Here is an 18,863-nt window from a genome sequence, read left to right on the forward strand (position 1 = left end):
CTCTCCCGTATTCCCTTAGAATGTTTCAAGATCCTAACATCGTATAAGTGTAATGATATCGCAACATACTAAGAATGTAATAATCAACGAACATTTCGCGTTGGCCATGTGCATGCAACGACCTACCGCCGCGCATACCACCCTATTTACCTGCAAGGCCATATGACAAGAGTATGGGCCCGTGGCTCTCCGATGTTGAGGAAGACTCATCCGGGCCATGCAAGAGAGTTGCGGTCCAGGGAACGGTCGTCCACTGTTTTTCTCACTGGGAGGGATAGTGCTTGTTCACACGTGTCATATTCCCCTTTGTGGTGAATGAGGTCACTTTCCCATGTTTTTTTAGATACTCTAGGAGGATAAGGTTGCCTCGTGTATCCGACAGTTTCGGATGGTCCCTGCCTGCCACTGTCAGGCTCGCATACTCGTCGGGGAGCATGTTCAGGATCGTCTCGACCTTGGATATACCCATGCTCTCGCAACTCGGGCCCAGCGCGTCGATCACCAGTGCCACGTCGACATGCGCGTCGATGAAGAGCCGGAAGTCCTCATCGGCGAACGTGTAGTCCTTGCTCAAGGCGTAGCGGATGGCGTCTTCCATAGTCGGCGCGTCGGCATCCTTTGCGTAGTCGACGATCTTCTTGAGGACCCGCTCCCTGACGGCGTCAGGAACCCGTGTGCTCAAGAAAAGCCGGCTGAGCATCGCGGGAGGTAGTATCTCCGGACTCATGAAGTCCACGAATCCTGTAGACGAGGCGATCGCCGGCTCCATCGCGGGCCAACCGGCCTGGACGATCTTGAGAAACGTGGTTTCGTCATCGGCGATAAGGTTGTGCCCGATGAGCTTCGCGAACAGCTCGTCCGCCTGGATGCCAATATGGTCAGCATCCAGTTGCTTTCCCAAATCCAACGATTCGACTAAGTCGATGCGAAGATCGATGTCCGGCAGTGTATCCGGTGAGTTGAGGATTCTCTCTGCCAGCATTTCCCGGCCTTGCGCGGATTCCTCGTTGTCCGGAATGTCACCGATCGTTCGTTCACCGTCGAGTAGGTTCGCCATGTCCTGGCTGATGGTGTCCGAGTCGTTGGTGAAGGCAGCCACGTTTGCGTAGCTTGGTGGCACGCGTGAATATTCGACCAGCGGATTCCAGACGTTGGCATCGACCGTGGACAGTTCAGTGATCCGGCAGTCCTCTGTCGCCAGTGTGACGATACGATCGAGAACCCCTTCATCGTAGCGCCCCTGTCTGGCGATATCGTTGAGGATTCCAGCGAAGGAGCCCGGTGCCGTTACGCTGTGGTCGTCAGTGGAGAGGGTCGTGAGATACTCGTCGAGATGCGACAGGATATGGTTGTATGCCATGTCCTTCTCCAGCAATTTGAGGCTGTTGAGCGAGATGTCTTCGGAACCCGTGATGACCGTCAGGTTCATACGGTTGATTTCATACATGGATCTCGATATGAATTCATCGATGAACGGCGCCGAGAATTGCCCCAACCCCTCCGCTGACGCTCCCGCCTTCTGCAGTATCCCGCTTATGGATGTCACCGTGTCTTGGGACATGTCTGTCTTATGGAGCACTTCCAGCCCTCCAAATCGATCACACAGGTACGTGGCCGCCGTGTCATCAATGAGATACTCCTGCTGGGCGGAGATGTTCTCCAGGGCGAGGCTGACCCAATGCCTCCGGTCATCATCGGAAAGATCAATGCCGGAAATGAAATATCCCAGTACACCGGGATTACGCTCCAACAGCAGGACCAGGAGCGCATCCTTGGCGGTATTCCTTCCCGATTCGAAATACGATTGCAAGAAACTCCGTTCGTCATCCCCCAAGTCGGCTATCGCGGTTATCAGCCTGCCGGTTTCCACCCTGTTCCCCGAAGCGTCCATTGTGTTTTCCTTGTAACCGGGTCCTAGTATGTAGTCGAGAATGCACGCGTTATAGTAGGCCCGTTCACCGAGATCACCTCCCGTGCTTTCGCGTAATATACCCTGGACGTCCCTGTCCGTGAGTGGAAGTTGGGTATCCATCTCGTTGGGTCCGACCTGGTGATGGATGAAGTTCGTTGCCGCCGCGCTCACCCGGTTGCCATAAAACGTCTGCGCATATATCGCATAATCACGTGTTAGGGCGCCTCGTCTGACCAGTTCGAAGGCCAATCCCCCGCCAAGATGCCGTTTCGTAATGGCTTCGAATGATTCTCCGTGCGCACCTTCATGGTCCGTCTCAGTCGCAGACCTGCCTCTTGACTCTGGAGGTAGCATGAAGTTCTGGTATTCGAATAGATCCGACATGGATGCAGCTCGAAGAATCTTGATCTGATCCGTATTATGGCGTATCGCCTCTTCGATCGACCCGAGTCTTTCAACATTCCACTCGTCGAATTGCAACGAAGCACCGGTGATATCGGCAAGGTCGACCGTGGCGAATCGTGCCGTGTGACTGTACCCGTTTCGGTCTCGAATGTTAATTGTAAAAACGTCTTGTTCAGATGATTCCGCTGCAGCTGCCCAGAAGGACTGCTTGTCAAAATCGGCAGGGCTGAACGAGCGATTCTGCAAGTTAATGCTGTAGGAACTATTCGCAGAGTTCAACGATTTCATCTCTCTCTGCAAGAATGTTCGCAGTGCTGCACCATACTTTGCACTTCGCTCACTGGTCAGGGTGAGGTCGGTTTGCTGCTGTACCAGTTCTCGATTCTCCTGTCGCAGGACGCTGATATTACGGGAGACCAGTCGGCGGTAATCCACGTACAGGCCGTCCATATCGCTTTCCCCGGTCTTCATCAGCTCGAACTGGCGGATGCGCGTGTTCTTGTAAAGCATCATCGCGAAGATCTGATCGGCTTCGTATTTCACATCGACCCCGTCACCGGCGTTGAGACGATCATGGAAAACGATGAATTCGTTGCAGACGTTCTTCAGCAAACGCATATCAGTCACATAGCGTCCTGCAACATCGGCAATCCATGGCGACACACGGGATTCGGACCTCTCCAAGAGTTTGAGGATCAGACTGCCGGCGGTCGTGTGCGAAATGAACGGCACGACCGGAATCACGATGTCGAAGAACTTGGTCCTATTCGCACGGATTGATTCGACCTTCTCCGGGTCATATGCTTCTGGAATGTTCTTTGCTTCTGTCCCCTCTTTCGCTTCGGACGGTTTGGCCTTGGGCAATGATGCTTCATCGAATACGCTGTCCTTGAGCGCATAGATGAAACGAATGGGGTTTCTCAGACGTTTCCCCGGACTATTCAGCAGTAAGTTCAGCGCCCTTAGCGTCTCGAAAATGTGGAAGTCATCGAACCGGTCCAGGTCCTCGAAAATCACTATGGTGCGACGAGACCGCTCGAAGAAATAAACGATTTCATCAAGGTACTGGTCGAAGAAGGAAACAGACTCCTCATCAAGGGTCACAGTCGCGGGACCGGCAGATAATTGCCGCAGGTGAACCCTGCCACGTGACAGTTCGATAAGGACCAGTGCCAACACCGCGCCCACCAAGAACAAAACCACCACGTTCGCGACCGGATTCCAATCCATCTTGAAAGTTGACGATACCGCACTTCCTATTTTTCCAAACCAGCCGGTAATGAACATGATGCCAAGAAATACAACTCCGCAATATGCTGCAATAATCGCTTCACGCAATCGACTCGGCTTGCCAATACGTCTGAACCGGGACTGCGACATATCTTTCGGCTCGGCGCTGTAGAGCAGTTGTTTCACGATTTCCTGTTGGATGAGGTTTGTCTTTGTGGTGGCCTGCTTGGGCACCGAATCATCTATCTGGCTCTTATCCACGGGAGTGAGTGTCAGCAACGATACCCGTACGACATCCCCCTCATGCTCATCCGCAAACCGGGATAAGATACTGCTCTTGCCCACCCCATAGCCACCGGCCAAAGCGATGTTGTGGATGTTTGTGTTCTTCAAACAGGCATTCAGTGCCTCAACATACGGCGAGTGATGACTCTCCTGATACCTCGGAGTCAATGGGCGAAGACCCCATTCCCCGATGAATTCATCGTCCTGCTCTATATTGTCCACGTCGCCCCGCCGCTCTTCCATTTTCCCAACAGATATACAGTTTCAGCAATCATACGTTCCGGGACAGTACAACATCCTGCCCTCCAAATCCATCCGAACTGTTCACCGGGAGCACGCTCTCCAACATCCACCCCAGCGACTTACAAACGGTCTCGTCCTGCCTCCATTGACGTGGTAAATAATGTGGTAAAAAGAGATAAGAAATCAATTCCCCAACGATAGCAAGGCCTTTTAAACACTCATTCCGAACCCGGCTAGGATCGCATGGTCACCCAGAAGGTCACCGAGATCCTCAACCGGATGCTGGACGCTTCAGGCAGACGAGATCACCGGTGCCGCACGCTACGAGCGCTCCGGTTCCAGGAAGGCGTACCGTGCCGGCCATTACGAACGGGACCTGACACTCAAAGGCCGGGAAAATGGCGGTGAGGGTGCCCAAGCTCAAGGGGGCGGTTTTCGAGTCGGCGGTCATCGAACGCTACCGTCGCCGCGAGGAGTCGGTCGAGGAGGCGCTCATCGACATGTATCTGGCGGATGTCTCCACCCGTCGGGTCGACGACATCAGCCAGGCCCTGTGGGGTGAAAGGATGCCGTCCCAGACCCTGTCGGATCAGTTGAAGAAGGTGTATGCGCAGATCGACCAGTGGCGTGAGCGCCCGCTATCCCAGTCCTACCCGTACGTGTTCATGGACGGGGTCTGGCATAAACGCTCATGGGGCGGCGCCGTGGAGAACGTCAGTGTGCTCGTGGCGATCGGCATCGGTATGGATGGGCATCGGGAGGTGATCGGGGTGGCCGAGGGCATGGAGGAAGACACGCAATCTTGGCGCTCCTTCGTCTCCTCGCTCATCTCGCGCGGGCTTACCGGCGTGCGCATGGTGACCGGCGACCGGTGCGCCGGACTCGTCTCAGCCATCGGTGAGCTGCTGCCGGAGGCCCGTTACCAGCGGTGCATGGTCCACTTCATGCGCAACGTGCTGGCCAGGGTCAGTCCGCGTCACACCCGATGGGCCGGCGACGCGCTCAAAGCGATCTTCGCGATGGAGTCGCGCGAGGCGGCGCTAGCCAAGGCCGAGACGGTGGCCACCGAAATGGAAGCGAGGAAGCTCAAGGAGGCCGCCAGGTGTCTGCGGGAGGGCATCGGCGAGACCACCACCTACCTGCTGGCCGACTACCCCAGAGAGCACCGCCGGCGCCTCCGCACGAACAACATGATTCGGGCGACTCAACCGGGAGATCCGCCGCAGGACCCGCGTGGTGCGTGCGTTCCCGGATGGCAGATCGGCGTTGATGCTCATCAGCGCGAGAATCAGATACGTCACCGGCAACGACTGATCCACCCGACGCTACCTGGACATGTCCCGGCTGGGCGACACCATACAGGAAGCGAACTGAACACCGTCACAACGACGAACCAAAACCAAAGTGCGCAAACAACCGGGCACTACCGATCATCCAACATTTCCTATTGCAAGCGGAATCAAATCTTGGTCGGATGCACTATTGATAATAGATAATGATAGTTAATTTTCCCCGCATTTAGAGCTACTACACGGGAAACTTCTGGTTGAGTACATGACAATTGCTATTGAGCTTGCGTACAGCAAGGGCAATAGCAAGAGGTTCATTTGTTTGAGCGTCAACAAGTTGGTGGTGAGATTCAACACCAACACAACACCTGCCGCCTTCTCAACAGAGCATATTCAGCTCGCGTAGTTCTCAAGCATAGGGATCTTTAAAATTACCGTTAGGATATTTTGTCTTGAAGGCAGCGAACGTTGTAAGGGCTTGGTTCTCCCAATCTTTGATGTAATTATCGTCAAAGAGCTTCGTGCTAGAAAGGTCTGAAGCAGAGGCTTGAGCGAGTTGTATAGAGCCTGTATCAGGATACGTCATGAGAAAACGAGAAGTCAGATCGTATGTGGCATCAGTTTTGTAATCGCATGAGATGTATGCTCCATTAACGCTATCAAATACACCCTTAGCTAGATTTACCGAAACCTGCGTTTCGATATTCAATGACTGCTTAAATACCTGTTGTTGCAGCTGTTGAGCATAAGATTCACATACAGTCTGTGCTTGATCTGTATACCACTCTGAAATTGTGCTCAGAGTAACTGATTCTTCCGAAGTTGTTGCAGTCGATGGTGTAGTCGGGACGCCAGTCGTACTTGCCGTGTGGTCGGTAACGCTCTCTGAGAGAACAATCTTTGCAACTGATGATGTATTGTCCACTTTGCTGACTACCCAATTTGTTGGATCGGGTACAGAATACAGAGCAGCCGAATCTGTTCCTATGAGTGAATAATCTGTTCCTAGAGTATAACCAGATTCAGTAAGTTGCGACTGTGCTTTTTCCCACGACAACTTTTCAACTGAAGTAGGTATATCAAGGTGAATAGTGACTATTGGCTTCGTTGTCCCCACTTTGTCGACAGATTTGACAATGTATTTCTTGGCACGGTTTCCAGCCGGTGGAACTGCATAGTTCCCGTCCGAATCTTGCAATGCATAATCATATGAATCCAGGCCGGCTTCATCTAAAGTTTGTAATGCCTTAGACCACGATTGACCTTTGATCTGATTGTATGCGGCAGCCTCTTTATCGCTCGCTTGGGAGCCACAATATGCAATTCCGACAATTATTCCTACTACGAGAATTGCCAACACCAGCAAAGTGCGCCAAGCTCTCATTCTACGTTTGCGGTGGAATGCTTGTTGTTGCTCAGGTGGAGCTGCATCGATGATTCGATTCAGCTCGTCTTTAGCTAGTTGAACGTTGTGTTCCAAGTCTTCTAACTCTTTGTGCGCATCTGCAAGCAGCGGAATGTTTTGGTTTATCTGTTTCTTTGTATCAGCAATATCGTTGGCGATTTCCGCGGCTTCCGCGTTGCGCTGTTGCAGAGCTTCTGGATACTTTGCCTTTGCCTCCCAAACTTTGGTGACAAAGTCCTCGGCCTGTTTCTCCTTAGATATGTCAAAAACGGTTGTCAGACGTAGCCCATTCCCACTAACTTCAATTCTTCCTTTTCTGGTATCATGAACGGTTGATTTCGAGGTTATTGGGTTGCGCTTTTGAGACGCCATGCCTACCGCCGCGCCTAATCCTCCACCCAGTAGAGCCCCTGTCGCGACTCTCGTCAATGTCGGGCGTGCATCACCGCCACTGACCTCCGTTGTGATGTGGACTGGGTTTTGTTCCTGATTTCCCCCAGATAAGGAATGATGGAATTATGGGTACGAGATATGCCAAGGAGTTCAGGGACCGGGCGGTGCGGCTGTTGGCCGAGTCCCGGGAGAATTACGCGTCGGAGACGAAGGCGTTGCAGGGCGTGGCGAAGGATCTGGGTGTGGCTGCGGAATCATCGCGCCGCTGGCAGGCCAAGGCTGATACGGCAGGCACGGCGGGTCCCGAGGAGTCCGGCGAGCTCAGGCGGCTGCGTCGGGAGAATGCGCAGCTGCGTCGGGCGAACGAGATCCTGTCGAGCGCGTCGGCTTTGTTCGCCTCACGGCTCGACCCGACACGACGTTGATGGTCGAGTACATCGACACTCATCGCCACCGGTTCGGGGTCGGGCCGATCCGCACGGTCCCGCGGGCTGCGCTGGCTGGCGGGTTTCTCACCGCCAGAGCATACCGGCAGGTCAAAGCCCGTGCCGCCAGCAGGATGCGTGCTCGTCACGAGACGCCGGCCCGTGACATCATGGTGATCCACGCGCACCGGTTCATGGCGGTGTACGGGTATCGGAAAGTCCATCGTCAGCTGATCCGCCGGGGATGGCGTGGGATCGGGCGTGACCAGGTGCTACACGTCATGCGCTCCCTCACGATCCAGGGGGTGCGTCGGGGACGGAACCCGATCACCACGCGACCCGCCAGAAGCACGGGCGGCAGGCCGGACCTGGTGAACAGGCAGTTCACCACCGAGGCTCCTGGACGCTTGCACGTGGCCGACATCACCATCGTCACGACTCGCGTCCGGCTCGTTCGCGTATGTGGCGTTCGTCACCGACGCGTACGCCAGAAGGATCGTGGGCTGGGCCGTCGCCGCGAGCCAGCACACCAGGACGCTGCCCCTGGTCGCGTTGGACCGGTCCATCAGCTGGACAGCCCGGCACGGGCGGACCACAGGCCTGATCCACCACAGTGATCATGGCACCCAATACATCAGTGCCCTGTACGGCACGCACCTGACACAAGCAGGCATCCTCGCATCCACCGGCAGCGTGGGCGACTCCTACGACAACGCGCTGGCCGAAACCGTCAACGGCGCGTACAAGGGCGAACTGATCCGCCGATCCAAGCCATTCGAATCCGTGCACGCGTTGGAACAGGCCACGTTCCCATGGGTCTCCTGGTGGAACAACCAACGTCTCCATGAAAGCCTCGGCTACCGGACACCATGCGAAGTCGAAACCCTGTATCATCAACAACAGGCGATATCAATCGCCCCAAAAACCAACAAAACAGCGTGAACAAAAACCAGTCCACTTCATTCTAATGAACGCCATTCCCTGGTCCCACACCATGAGACAAACTTTAGACAGCGAAAACGCAATAGCCATTGAGCTGCATAGTTAAATAACTAGTTAGTTAGGCTTTGATGCTGCTGTAGATGGTTTTCCGGCTGACGTGGTACTTGTCGGCTATCTCCTGCACCGTAAGCGCGCGGCTCCGGTAGAGTTCGCGGATCCGTGCGCGGTCCCCGTCATTGAGTTTCGCAGGCCTTCCGCCCTTATGTCCCCTGGCCCTGGCGGCCTGGAGGCCGGCGTTGGTGCGTTCGCGGATCAGGTCGCGTTCGAACTGCGCCATCGCGGCGAACACGTTGAAGATCAGCACGCCTCCCGGCGTGGTGGTGTCCATGTTCTCGGTCAGACTTCTGAAACCTACTCCCCTGGACTGCAAGAGACTCATGAGATCCACGAAGTTCTGCCCGCTCCTGCCGAGACGGTCGAGTTTCCACACGACCAGGGTGTCTCCCTCGCGGATCACATCGAGCAGGTGATCCAGTTCGGGCCGGTGCGCCTTCGCGCCCGACGCGTGATCGACGAAGAGTCGTTCGCAGCCGGCCTTGGTGAGCGCGTCGGTCTGCAACTGTTCGTTCTGTTCCAGGGTGCTTACCCTGGCGTAACCCACGATCATGCCGGCTGGGCGGTCTGGTGACGGCTTGCATGATTGTCCATGTCGCGTTCGACCAGCATGCGCAGGTACTCCGACGTGTACCGCATGCCCGACCGCTTGCGCTGCTCGGCCAGCCATGTCGCCATCTCCCGGGTGGCCTTGAAGTGCACCTGCACGGTCTCCTCACCCTTCCGGAGGCGGGGACGCCCCAGCAGCACATCCTGGGCCTGCCCGACATCCGGCGCGCCCGTCATCTCCATAAGCACCTGCGCCGCCCGTTCGCGGGCTTCCTCACCCCGGTACTCGGCCACCTTGCGCGGCCTTGCCGTCATATCACGTTCCGTCATCACGTCCTCCAATCCTTCAAATGCCGACTGCCTACTCATTGGTATCGTCAAGCTGCTCTTCCACTGGCCTGTCCCAGAAACCGCCCTGCTCCGCGTTCACATGGAATACGACCAGCGCATCATCCGGGGTCCGTTTCATGATGACCTCGATGCTCGGCACCAGCGGGTCGCCATGATGCAGGCCGGTGAACTTATAGATCACATCCCCGCCCTGCTCGTACACCTCCGTTCGCGTGGCATTGACAAACGCATGCGTGACGTCGGCAAGCGTGTAGCTGTGCTTCTGCGCAGACCGGGCGAACACGATTCTTGGATTCATGGGACCATCATATCACACTTTCGTGCTACAAAATGTATAAACCTATAAGAACAATAATGTTATTACACATTGATTGTTAGACGGGTTTCTATACACTTTTTCGCATGAAAAACGGCCCGGATCACCGAGCCGTGGGATTGTGTAGTAAACGTTCGTTATTTGTACCAGCTTGCGCGCAATGGATTGTTCATGAAATTGGTTGTCACACATGTGAAATTGTCAACTCACCGTGCAGCGGTGGCACGGGCCGTTCGGATGATGCAACATGTGGCCTGTTAAGCGTGCGAAACTGCAGCCCAGTAACAGTATGGCCGCTGGAATCAACCAGCGGCCATACACATGAGCGGCCTTGTTGTGCATAGCTATCTGGCCAGCGCGAAAGCGATGCGCTTGCACCCATATGGCATGGACGCAAGCGCATCCTGATCAGAGGCTCAGATGCGTGTTGCCAACTGCGGGAAGGCGTGCAGTCCCGCATATTCGACGGAGTCGCCGAGCCGTTCCTCGATCCGCAGCAGCTGATTGTACTTCGCCACACGCTCGCCACGAGCCGGAGCGCCGGACTTGAGCTGCATGGCGTTGGCGCCGACTGCAAGGTCAGCGATGGTCGCATCCGGTGTTTCGCCGGAACGATGGGACACCATGGTGGTCAATCCGTTGCGATTGGCAAGCTTGATCGCCTCGAGGGTCTCGGTCACAGTTCCTATCTGATTGAGCTTGATGAGCGTGGAGTTGGCGGTGTGCTCACTGATCGCCCGGCGTAGGAACTTCGGGTTGGTCACGAAGATATCGTCTCCCATCACCTGCACTCTGTCGCCAATCTTGGAGGTGAGCGCCTTGAAATCGTCCCATGCATTCTCATCGAATGGATCCTCGATGGAAGCAATGGGATACTCGTTAATCAGGCTCTCGTAGAATTGAGCCATGTCCTGTGCGCTGGCCTTGGAACCATCAAAGTTGTAGACGTCGTTCTCTTTGTCGTAGAACTCTGAGGCAGCGGAATCGAAGCAGATGGCAATCTGCCGACCTGGCTCATAGCCCGCCTTTTCGATGGCCTCGACCAGAAGGTCGAAGGCCTCCCTATTGGACTTGAGGTTCGGTGCGAAACCACCCTCGTCACCCAATCCGGTTTCCAACCCCTTCGCAATCAAGACTTTCTTCAAAGCATGATAGGACTCGACGTTGGCTCGCAGCGCCTCGTGATAGGAGTCAAACCCAACGGGTGTGAACATGAATTCCTGAATGTCCACGTTGGACGAGACGGCATGAACGCCGCCGTTGAGCACATTCATCGCCGTCACCGGGATGACGTGCCCATTGGTGCCACCAATGTACTGATAGAGCGGCAGATGCGCCGAGGCCGCCGAGGCATGCAGGGCAGCCAGCGATACGCCGAGTATGGCGTTGGCTCCGAGCCGAGACTTGTTCTCGGTTCCGTCCAGACGAATCAGCGTCTCATCGAGATGGCGCTGATCGGATGCATCGAGACCGGCAACCGCCTTGGCTATCTCACCGTTGACTCCGTCGACGACGGTTTGCACGCCTTTGCCGTCATATCGTTTCGCATCCCCATCACGTTTCTCGTTGGCCTCGTTCTCACCGGTCGAAGCACCGGATGGAACGGATCCAAGACCGTAAGAACCGTCCTCCAGTGTCATCTCGACTTCCAGAGTTGGATTGCCGCGCGAATCGAGAATCTCGCGTGCGTGAATATTCGAAATCTTGCTCATCATATGTTCCTTTATCTTGTGAAATTTTTTTCAAGGAGTTCACCGCCTCTATACGGTGACTTCCCGAGTCATTCATGAATTGAGACTATTTTCGGTTCGCTCTGTCGAATGCCTCAGCGATTTCCTGCTGCGCCGCTGGCAGATCAGCCCACGACAGATCGGAATCGACGTGCTTGCCTGGTTCTATCGACTTGTAGTTGGAAAAGAAATGCTTGATTTCGGCCTTCTTCCAATCACTGACATCGTCCAGACCCAGCACGCCCTCATATCGAATGTCGTCCGGCACACAGATAACCTTCGAATCAGGACCGTGCTCGTCGGTCATGACAAACAGCCCGATTGGCCGAGCATTGATCAGGCATCCCGGGAATACCGGTACCTCGTCGAGAACCAAGGCATCGAGGGGGTCGCCGTCTTCCCCCAGTGTCCCCTCGACATAGCCGTAATCGGCGGGATAGCCCATGGATGTGAACAGGGTGCGATCCAACTTGATCCTGCCTGTCTCATGGTCCATCTCATACTTGTTGCGCTCTCCCCGTGGTATCTCTACAAGGACGGACAAGGTTTTCGTTGCGCTCATATTCCTCCCATCGTTCTGGCGGAGATGTGGGAGATAAAAAAACAGACCCCTGCATCTCTGCAGAAGTCATCAGCCTAACAGCGGTTCAGACGCTCATCACGACCGCGACAAACTATCTTGGGTAACTTCATACCCATGCTCACCAATATAGCAGGCACGGTCAATCATCGTATTCGTCGGCGAGTGGAACGGTGAGAACGGCAATGTGCTGCGTGTGCGCCAGACGCACCGAAACCGACCCATTGACCCACTCCTGCAACGCAGCCAAGGCCCCACGCTCCCGGGTGCCCACCACAATCATCACGGCATCGTGCTCACGGGCGAACTCCGCAAGCTCCTTCACAGGGTCTCCCACCAGAAGATGGTAATCAGCATCAGCGCCTGCACCCCGGGCAATTTTGAGCGCATGCTCAGACAGTTGCTTCGAGTTGTCACGCTCGGTTACGCCCATGCTGTCGGGATCTAAGGGCTCGATATGCCCGTCTTCCTTGACAAGGGTGGGATCCACATAGACAAGATGAAGCTTGACAGGGGCCATTGATGCGGCCATCTCGCATGCCTTCTCGATCACCCTATCAGGCTGCCCGGGAATGATTCCGACGATAATGGACGATAAATGTGCGGTTGGATGTTGCATAACAGCCCCTGAGTTCTAGTTAGAAGTGCAACACCGCTTATGGTTGGGATTGCTGATGTTCCGACCTTTGGGAGGTGCTGCACTCACTATGAAAGCTTATCCGCATGTGACCGGGGGTGAGCGGATCAGGATTGAGATGCTGCGTTTCGGGGATCATGAGACGATCCGGCAGGTGGCCCGCCAGCTGCATCGTTCCGCCTCCACGATCAGCCGGGAGCTCAGGCGTGGCCTGTGGTTCGCGTCCAACGAGAACGAGTCGTACCGGCCCTACCATCCCGGGCGGTTGAAGACGGGGGCGTGGACGGCTGGCCCGTTCTATTCGGCGTTGACCGCGCAGCGCAAGGCCGAGGCACGTTCGCGCAGGCCGAGGAAGCCCAGGCGCATGATGGACGCGCGCCTGCACGCGTGGGTGGCGGACGCGTTGACGCGTAGCTGGACGCCCGAGCTGATCGAGGGCCGGTTGAAACTGGAGTATCCGGCTGACCCGTCGATGCGGATCAGCCACGAGTGCCTCTACCAGTGGATCTACCAGGGGCATGCGGACGGCGAGGATTGGCGGCGCTACCTGCCCCGGGCCAAACGCCACCGCACCAGACGGGCGGGCCGCAGGGCCGGGCGTGTGACGATCCCGATGCGCGTGCCACTCGCCCTGCGTCCCAAGGTCGTGGACCACCGAGGTTCGTTCGGCCACTACGAATCCGACACGGTCATCGGTTCGGCTCCCTCGAAGCGGTGCGTCGACACGCAGGTCGAACGCAAAACCAGAAAGCTGTTCGCCCGCCTCATCGAATCCAAAAGCGCACCGGCGACCGCCAGGGCCGAATACGCGATCTACAGCCACATCCCCGCAGCGGCGCGCATCGACCGGACCTGGGACAACGGGTCCGAATCCGCGTTGCACCGGCTCGTGGACGAGGCCCTGGGCATGCTCACCTACTACGCCGACCCATACTCGCCCTGGCAGCGCGCCAGCAGCGAGAACCGCAACGGCATGATCCGCCGCTACCTGCCCAAACACACCAGCCTGAAGAACCTGACCCAAACCGAACTCGACGACATCGTCACCGAGATCAACGACACCCCCATGAAACTCCTGGACTACCACACGCCCAACGAAGCATGGCAAGAGGAAATATCCAAACTCGGCCTATCATCAAACCAGACCAGCCAACAAGCCAAACATTGCACTTGCAAATAGAATCCAGCGTTGAAGCTTGCAGTCAGTGGTGATGATAGAGTCTGAATTGTGACGCGCCGAACTGGCCTCCTGGGCGCAAAAACGGCAGGCCGATGAGTAAACCCCGTTATCCGCGCCGATACGATAGGGCATCGGCGCTCAGGCTGGTCATTCTGATGATGGCTCTGCTCGGAGATGTTCATGAGTTTGATGCAAGGGGCAGGATGTAGCATGCATACGATTAGCGGGCGTCGGCGATGTGCTTGAGGATGTCGATCTGTCGTTTGAATGCCCGCCGCCCCTCGTCGGTAGCGCTGATTTCGGTGAGTATGCGTCTGCCGCGGGCAATCTTGCTGACGTTGATATATCCAGCGTTTTCGAGGATGGTGACCTGTTTACTCAGTGTTTGTGGAGTGGTCTGCGCGGCTCTGCGAATGTCCGCGAAGCCGACCGCGTCAGCTTGGTTGATCAGCGACATAATCGTGAATCTCAGTGGTGAGAGAATGATTCTGTCCCAATCTTGCAGATCGTCTGAGAGATTCATGCGGTTCGCTTACTTGCTAGGAGTCGAACCGCGAAGATTAGACGGCAGGCACAGCCGACGGCGCAGATGATCCCTGCCACCAACGCCATCCAACCTAGACCCCTGCTCCCTGTCGAGCTGAACGACGCGGGTAGACCGGCACTCGACGCCGCCGCGCCCAGCAGCACGCAGCCTATCGCTAGGAGTACGTTTCTCCAACCCAACACGATACGCTCGAGATGCTTGCTGCCACGGGGCAGAATGTGACGGTGATTGCGTTCGCTGCGTACCGCGAAAAACGACAGCAGCACCGCACATATGCCGAGGAAAATGATGCCGTTCCAGGACCATGAGACAGACCACCACGCACCGAGCGTCAGGAACAATAGGACTTGGACGCTCGAGACCCAGGCGACCGTCCATCCGTACGACCGGATCTCCCGGTACGGCATGAAGCCACTGGCATCACCGCTGTGCTTGAGGAGTTCCCTCGCCTCTGCCGGTGTCGCTGTGCTGATGTCGTGGGTGTCGTCATCGGTTGTAATATCGTTAATAGTATCCATGTTGGCAAGTATACACGATTCTGTTATTGGTGCAAAGTAAGGTACGGTTCTTAATCGAGAACTTGATGAGGGGGTTTCTCGTCAACCGTTGTTGGAAGAAAGAGGTTCATGCATATGTTGCGTTCAATTTATCGTGTGGGAACAGTGTTGTTCTCCTTCGCCCTGGCCTTAGTTTTCGTCATGGCAGGATCAGAACTGCATGCCCAAGCGGCAGAGCCTGCAACGCAGGTTAAACAAGTATCGACATCCACCGAACCCACCGCTGGAGGCTATGTGCTCTCGTATTCGGACAATGAGGCGACCCGTTCGGCGACGGCGACTTTGAAGATCGGAACCAAGTACACCTTGGCATTGAGATCTCCGGACGTCCTCGTCATCAAAGACGGCCAAGACAAGACCATCGAAAGCCTTGCATCGTACAAGCAACAGCTCGAACAACGTTACCCCGAGGTCGCGGTTGGTGCGTGGATTCTGGCAACAGACCATGAGGCCACGATTACTATTTCTCAAAAACCGACGGCGACTGGGTTATATGGTGAGGAAAAAATCAGCGCCCCAAGTAAGGCATGGTACAACTGCATGGCCAATCACGGTATCGACGGGGGCATTGGCCGGTGCTGTGGCCGGATGTGGCGCGTCAGCAGAAATTGGCTGCATCGAAGGCGTAGCCCCCGAGCGGTCTGTTCGGTGCGGTTGGCGGAATCGTTACAGGAGTGTGGGACTGCAGAGGCAAGTGGTGAACTGCAATCATAAACCTTCGTTTGCTCTATGATCGAGGCACTCCGACTGAGGAGATTAGACAGATTCTCTAAGTTAGATTCAAATCGTTTTGAATTTCTGGTCTCACAATTAACGTCTCGGCGTGACCGTCTGAATAGGAGAAGCGACAAATGTTGATACTGGTCTAACGGTTCTTCTTAAATACGATCATGACTGCATCCATAGATGGATGCAGTTGACCGATGACTTCTGATGAGCGTTGCAAGCTTTTAAACGCTGCGATTCCTAATATCTTCAGATCGATCTTGATGCATCCAGCAGGCGACGGACGTGACGATGATCGGCGGAAAGCGCTAAGTCTACTGTGTTCTGTTTGGTAATTTATTCATTGATGCCATATAAGAGTTTGAGTTTGCTGGCGTTAAGTTCATTCTGTCTTTATGAGTCGGCTCCTACTGGAATCTAAATACCTTATTGAGGAATGATTTATTGTCCTCAATGGCACATGGAGCACGAAGTTGTCGTGTATCCAAATTCCGCTCTAACAGCTAGACGATACGAAACCGATTGATGACCATTTCAGCGTTGGGAGATGAGCAATGACTTAGAGGAGGTGACAGTATCTCATGCTCAGATCGACGATGATGCACTTGATATGCCTGCTATCAGAAAGAAAATCGTAACCCTCAAGGTAAACAATAATGGCTTGGACTGCCGGCCTGTATACGTCGCCATGAGACTGTGAGATTCTGTATAACAACAAATAAATCATATGTGACGACCAGTTGACCGGGATTTATCAAGGCTCAGATTCTCTGGAAGTCGTTTATAGGAATCCCAACCACTGTGTGGACAACATTCCCTGTCGCCTCCCACAGCACTAATCGAGTTTGTTCTTGGACTGATTCTCCAGTCTCCGCCACCCCCCTTACAAGCCCATGATTACCGGTGTATACACGCGGTCTGGCCAGAAAGAACTGACTACACTGGATTTCCGGATGCGATTTGCTTCACATATGAATTATGCAGCCTGTTCGATGCTCTCAAAGGATGGCTGCTGCAACAGCCACTCCTTGAGAACCATCACATGGTTGTGCTCGGTATCCTTTGCCGCGTACAACAGCAATATGTCCTGATCGCGAATGATGTGCGAACAATTACGAGCAAATTCAGCCGCCTCGTCGCTCGCATCCAATTCACTCATATAGCGGTTACGGAACTCTTCGAACCTCTCGGCCTTATGCCCAAACCATGTACGCAGCGGTGTTGAAGGAGTAACCTCCTTCGCCCACAAATCCAAGCGAAGCCTATCTTTCTTCATGCCACGCGGCCATAGACGATCGACAAGTATGCGATACCCCTGTGTATCCGGATCCAAGGAATAGACTCGCATCATAATCATCGAATGCTTCATGTTTCACACTCCCCTGATGACCGTTATAACCATCACGCACTGACAAATCGCTTACGCCCCCAACGCTTGTCAGCAACCATGAGAGGACGCGTGCCTAGTCGCTCGTTTCCTTGGCGTCTCGCGCCGGAGTGATCATCGTCAGCATCATGACGGAGGCCTCGACAGCCTCCACCGCATGCGGCAGACGCGTCGGGAAATACGCCAAGCCACCAGGTACCAGATCGACCGTTTTGCCCGACGCGGTAACCTTCAGATGGCCGGACCCGGCCTGTACGAACACCGGCATCGCTGCGGTATGCTCACTCAGAACCTGCCCCGCATCGAAGGAGAACAGCACGACATTGCCGCCAGCATGCTCCATGATCGTGCGAGACACCGTGGCCTCGTCCTGAACCTTGACCAATGACGAGACATCGCCAATGAATCCAAGCCCCCCCGTCTCACCGTGCTCATCAGACATTATATTTCCCTTTCGGTATTAGCGTGCTCTTATTCTCGTGACGGATAATCCTTCACCCCAGCTTATGGGCGACGATGGCTATGCCATTGATATGCTTCTTGTATTTGGTGAAAGTACGCTTCATAGTGAGAACCCGACTTCTCGCCTGACTGTCCTTGAGGAGGTTCTTCACAATGCGCAACACCCCAATGATTCCTTCATCCGCGATATTGCGTTTCATGTTCAGCAAGGCCATCGGTGCCGCATCAACCCAGTCAACCTCGAAACCGGCATCCTTCAGTAATGCCGTCCACTCGGCTGCGGTCAACGGCCTCGCACTCACCTTGATGGACTGAGCCAGTTCCTTGCGGATGGCATTCTTCACCTTCGTGTCCAAGGTGTCGGGCTGCAGCCCGAGCTCATGAATGGCATAGCGCCCACCTGGACGCAGCAGGCGGGCGGCCTCGGCAATGATCTTCTGCCTGCCACGGTCGGACTGCATTGTCAGCATTGCCTCGCCCACGACCACGTCGGCGCTTGCCTCGGGCAGACCGGTATCGCTGGCATTCGCCGTGATGCAATGCCCTCTACCAGCGACGATCTGGCCGACGATTGCAGCCGCCTTGGGATCCTCATCGACGCCAATATAACTGGCCGGCGAGTGCCCCAGGATCTCCGTCGCGGTGCGACCAAGACCCGGAGCAAATTCGACCACATCACCACCTTCCGCCTTGGCATGGTCAAGCATATGCTGTGTCAATTCCAGTCCACCCGGCCTGAGCACGCGCTTGCCGAGGCGAGCGAGCAGCCAGTGCCCGGGAAGGTGTGCGGAGTCGCGCTCCGAAAAAGGCAGCTCATCACCGCTAAAGTCTTCAGCATGACGTTCTGATGTAGGTAAAGAATTGGTTCCCATGCGTCACACTATAATGAGCCCTGACAAGACACTCCAGATACCTGATGCGGATAAAGGCAGGGCGGAACCATCCACTGACTGACCGCTGAGTAACCGAATAATTATGGACTGGACTGGAGATCACTTCGAAATCTGATACCAGCCACGTGCGCGCGAAGCGATTGATTCAAGAAAACATGGGCGATCCAAAGATGCGAATCTACTCGGTGCCATGCCTTTTCCCTGCATGAGCCGACAACCCGCAACCGCACGACACGGCGTCATGGCAAGATCCCTCGTTCCAGTGCGATGGCGGATCCACGAGCCACGCTTACTTTACAAACACT

15 protein-coding genes, 2 pseudogenes and 1 riboswitch are annotated in these 18,863 nt (G+C 55.2%); of the genes and pseudogenes, 4 read left to right on the forward strand and 13 right to left on the reverse strand.

Annotated features, from left to right (window positions below; all coding sequences use genetic code 11):
• Positions 1-262: 262 nt before the first annotated feature.
• Positions 263-4,054 carry a hypothetical protein gene (locus QN215_RS00520; RefSeq protein ID WP_369344231.1) on the reverse strand — a complete coding sequence of 1,264 codons (3,792 nt, stop codon included), beginning with the start codon at positions 4,052-4,054 and terminating at the stop codon, positions 263-265.
• A 264-nt stretch (positions 4,055-4,318) separates the two neighbouring features.
• On the opposite strand from QN215_RS00520, the pseudogene QN215_RS00525 reads away from it, so the two are divergent.
• Positions 4,319-5,389 (forward strand): annotated as a pseudogene (locus tag QN215_RS00525) (IS256 family transposase).
• A 384-nt stretch (positions 5,390-5,773) separates the two neighbouring features.
• On the opposite strand, the gene QN215_RS00530 reads toward QN215_RS00525, so the two are convergent.
• The gene (locus QN215_RS00530; RefSeq protein ID WP_369344232.1) at positions 5,774-7,141 is read right to left on the reverse strand and encodes a hypothetical protein; all 1,368 of its coding nucleotides are present in this window, start codon (positions 7,139-7,141) and stop codon (positions 5,774-5,776) included.
• A 146-nt stretch (positions 7,142-7,287) separates the two neighbouring features.
• Here QN215_RS00530 and QN215_RS00535 point away from each other — a divergent pair.
• A pseudogene (locus tag QN215_RS00535) lies at positions 7,288-8,412 on the forward strand (IS3 family transposase); the annotation flags it as partial.
• Between the two features lie 235 nt (positions 8,413-8,647).
• Here the strand turns inward: QN215_RS00535 and QN215_RS00540 are convergent.
• The 6 genes from QN215_RS00540 to QN215_RS00565 all read right to left on the reverse strand — a co-directional run bounded on the left by QN215_RS00540 (position 8,648) and on the right by QN215_RS00565 (position 12,788).
• Positions 8,648-9,196: a recombinase family protein gene (locus QN215_RS00540; RefSeq protein ID WP_369344233.1), complete on the reverse strand. Its 549-nt coding sequence runs from the start codon at positions 9,194-9,196 to the stop codon at positions 8,648-8,650.
• Positions 9,193-9,522, reverse strand: a complete 330-nt coding sequence (locus QN215_RS00545) for a hypothetical protein (RefSeq protein WP_034254597.1) — start codon at positions 9,520-9,522, stop codon at positions 9,193-9,195. Before QN215_RS00545 ends, QN215_RS00540 begins: the two co-directional genes overlap by 4 nt.
• 31 nt (positions 9,523-9,553) lie before the next feature.
• Positions 9,554-9,841, reverse strand: a complete 288-nt coding sequence (locus tag QN215_RS00550) for a hypothetical protein (RefSeq protein WP_034254599.1) — start codon at positions 9,839-9,841, stop codon at positions 9,554-9,556.
• A gap of 434 nt (positions 9,842-10,275) precedes the next feature.
• A complete protein-coding gene (eno, locus tag QN215_RS00555) occupies positions 10,276-11,571 on the reverse strand; it encodes a phosphopyruvate hydratase (protein WP_034254602.1) in 1,296 nt (431 codons plus the stop codon).
• An 85-nt stretch (positions 11,572-11,656) separates the two neighbouring features.
• Positions 11,657-12,151, reverse strand: a complete 495-nt coding sequence (locus tag QN215_RS00560) for an inorganic diphosphatase (protein WP_034254603.1) — start codon at positions 12,149-12,151, stop codon at positions 11,657-11,659.
• 53 nt (positions 12,152-12,204) lie between these two features.
• A riboswitch (Fluoride riboswitch) is annotated at positions 12,205-12,295 on the reverse strand.
• A gap of 16 nt (positions 12,296-12,311) precedes the next feature.
• Positions 12,312-12,788, reverse strand: coding sequence for a universal stress protein (locus QN215_RS00565; RefSeq protein ID WP_034254605.1), 477 nt, complete (start codon positions 12,786-12,788; stop codon positions 12,312-12,314).
• 88 nt (positions 12,789-12,876) lie between these two features.
• Here QN215_RS00565 and QN215_RS00570 point away from each other — a divergent pair, with 88 nt between their 5' ends.
• Positions 12,877-13,986 (forward strand): IS30 family transposase, encoded by a 1,110-nt coding sequence (locus QN215_RS00570; RefSeq protein WP_369344234.1) that lies wholly within the window; start codon positions 12,877-12,879, stop codon positions 13,984-13,986.
• A gap of 220 nt (positions 13,987-14,206) precedes the next feature.
• Here the strand turns inward: QN215_RS00570 and QN215_RS00575 are convergent, their stop codons facing one another.
• A complete protein-coding gene (locus QN215_RS00575; protein WP_033513732.1) occupies positions 14,207-14,509 on the reverse strand; it encodes a transcriptional regulator in 303 nt (100 codons plus the stop codon).
• Positions 14,506-15,051 carry a hypothetical protein gene (locus tag QN215_RS00580; RefSeq protein WP_033513734.1) on the reverse strand — a complete coding sequence of 182 codons (546 nt, stop codon included), beginning with the start codon at positions 15,049-15,051 and terminating at the stop codon, positions 14,506-14,508. Before QN215_RS00580 ends, QN215_RS00575 begins: the two co-directional genes overlap by 4 nt.
• Positions 15,052-15,165: 114 nt before the next feature.
• On the opposite strand from QN215_RS00580, the gene QN215_RS00585 reads away from it, so the two are divergent.
• Positions 15,166-15,804: a hypothetical protein gene (locus QN215_RS00585; RefSeq protein ID WP_369344235.1), complete on the forward strand. Its 639-nt coding sequence runs from the start codon at positions 15,166-15,168 to the stop codon at positions 15,802-15,804.
• A 988-nt stretch (positions 15,805-16,792) separates the two neighbouring features.
• Here QN215_RS00585 and QN215_RS00590 read toward each other — a convergent pair.
• The 3 genes from QN215_RS00590 to QN215_RS00600 form a co-directional block, all read right to left on the reverse strand.
• Positions 16,793-17,185 (reverse strand): DUF488 domain-containing protein, encoded by a 393-nt coding sequence (locus QN215_RS00590; protein WP_034254610.1) that lies wholly within the window; start codon positions 17,183-17,185, stop codon positions 16,793-16,795.
• Between the two features lie 94 nt (positions 17,186-17,279).
• The gene (locus QN215_RS00595) at positions 17,280-17,645 is read right to left on the reverse strand and encodes a cupin domain-containing protein (RefSeq protein ID WP_202962010.1); all 366 of its coding nucleotides are present in this window, start codon (positions 17,643-17,645) and stop codon (positions 17,280-17,282) included.
• A gap of 52 nt (positions 17,646-17,697) precedes the next feature.
• Entirely contained in the window at positions 17,698-18,537 is an 840-nt protein-coding gene (locus QN215_RS00600) for a class I SAM-dependent methyltransferase (RefSeq protein ID WP_034254614.1), read from the reverse strand.
• Between the last annotated feature and the right edge of the window lie 326 nt (positions 18,538-18,863).

The sequence above is a fragment of the Bifidobacterium sp. WK041_4_12 genome (assembly GCF_041080795.1).
GTDB classification, from domain to species: Bacteria; Actinomycetota; Actinomycetes; order Actinomycetales; family Bifidobacteriaceae; genus Bombiscardovia; species Bombiscardovia aquikefiricola.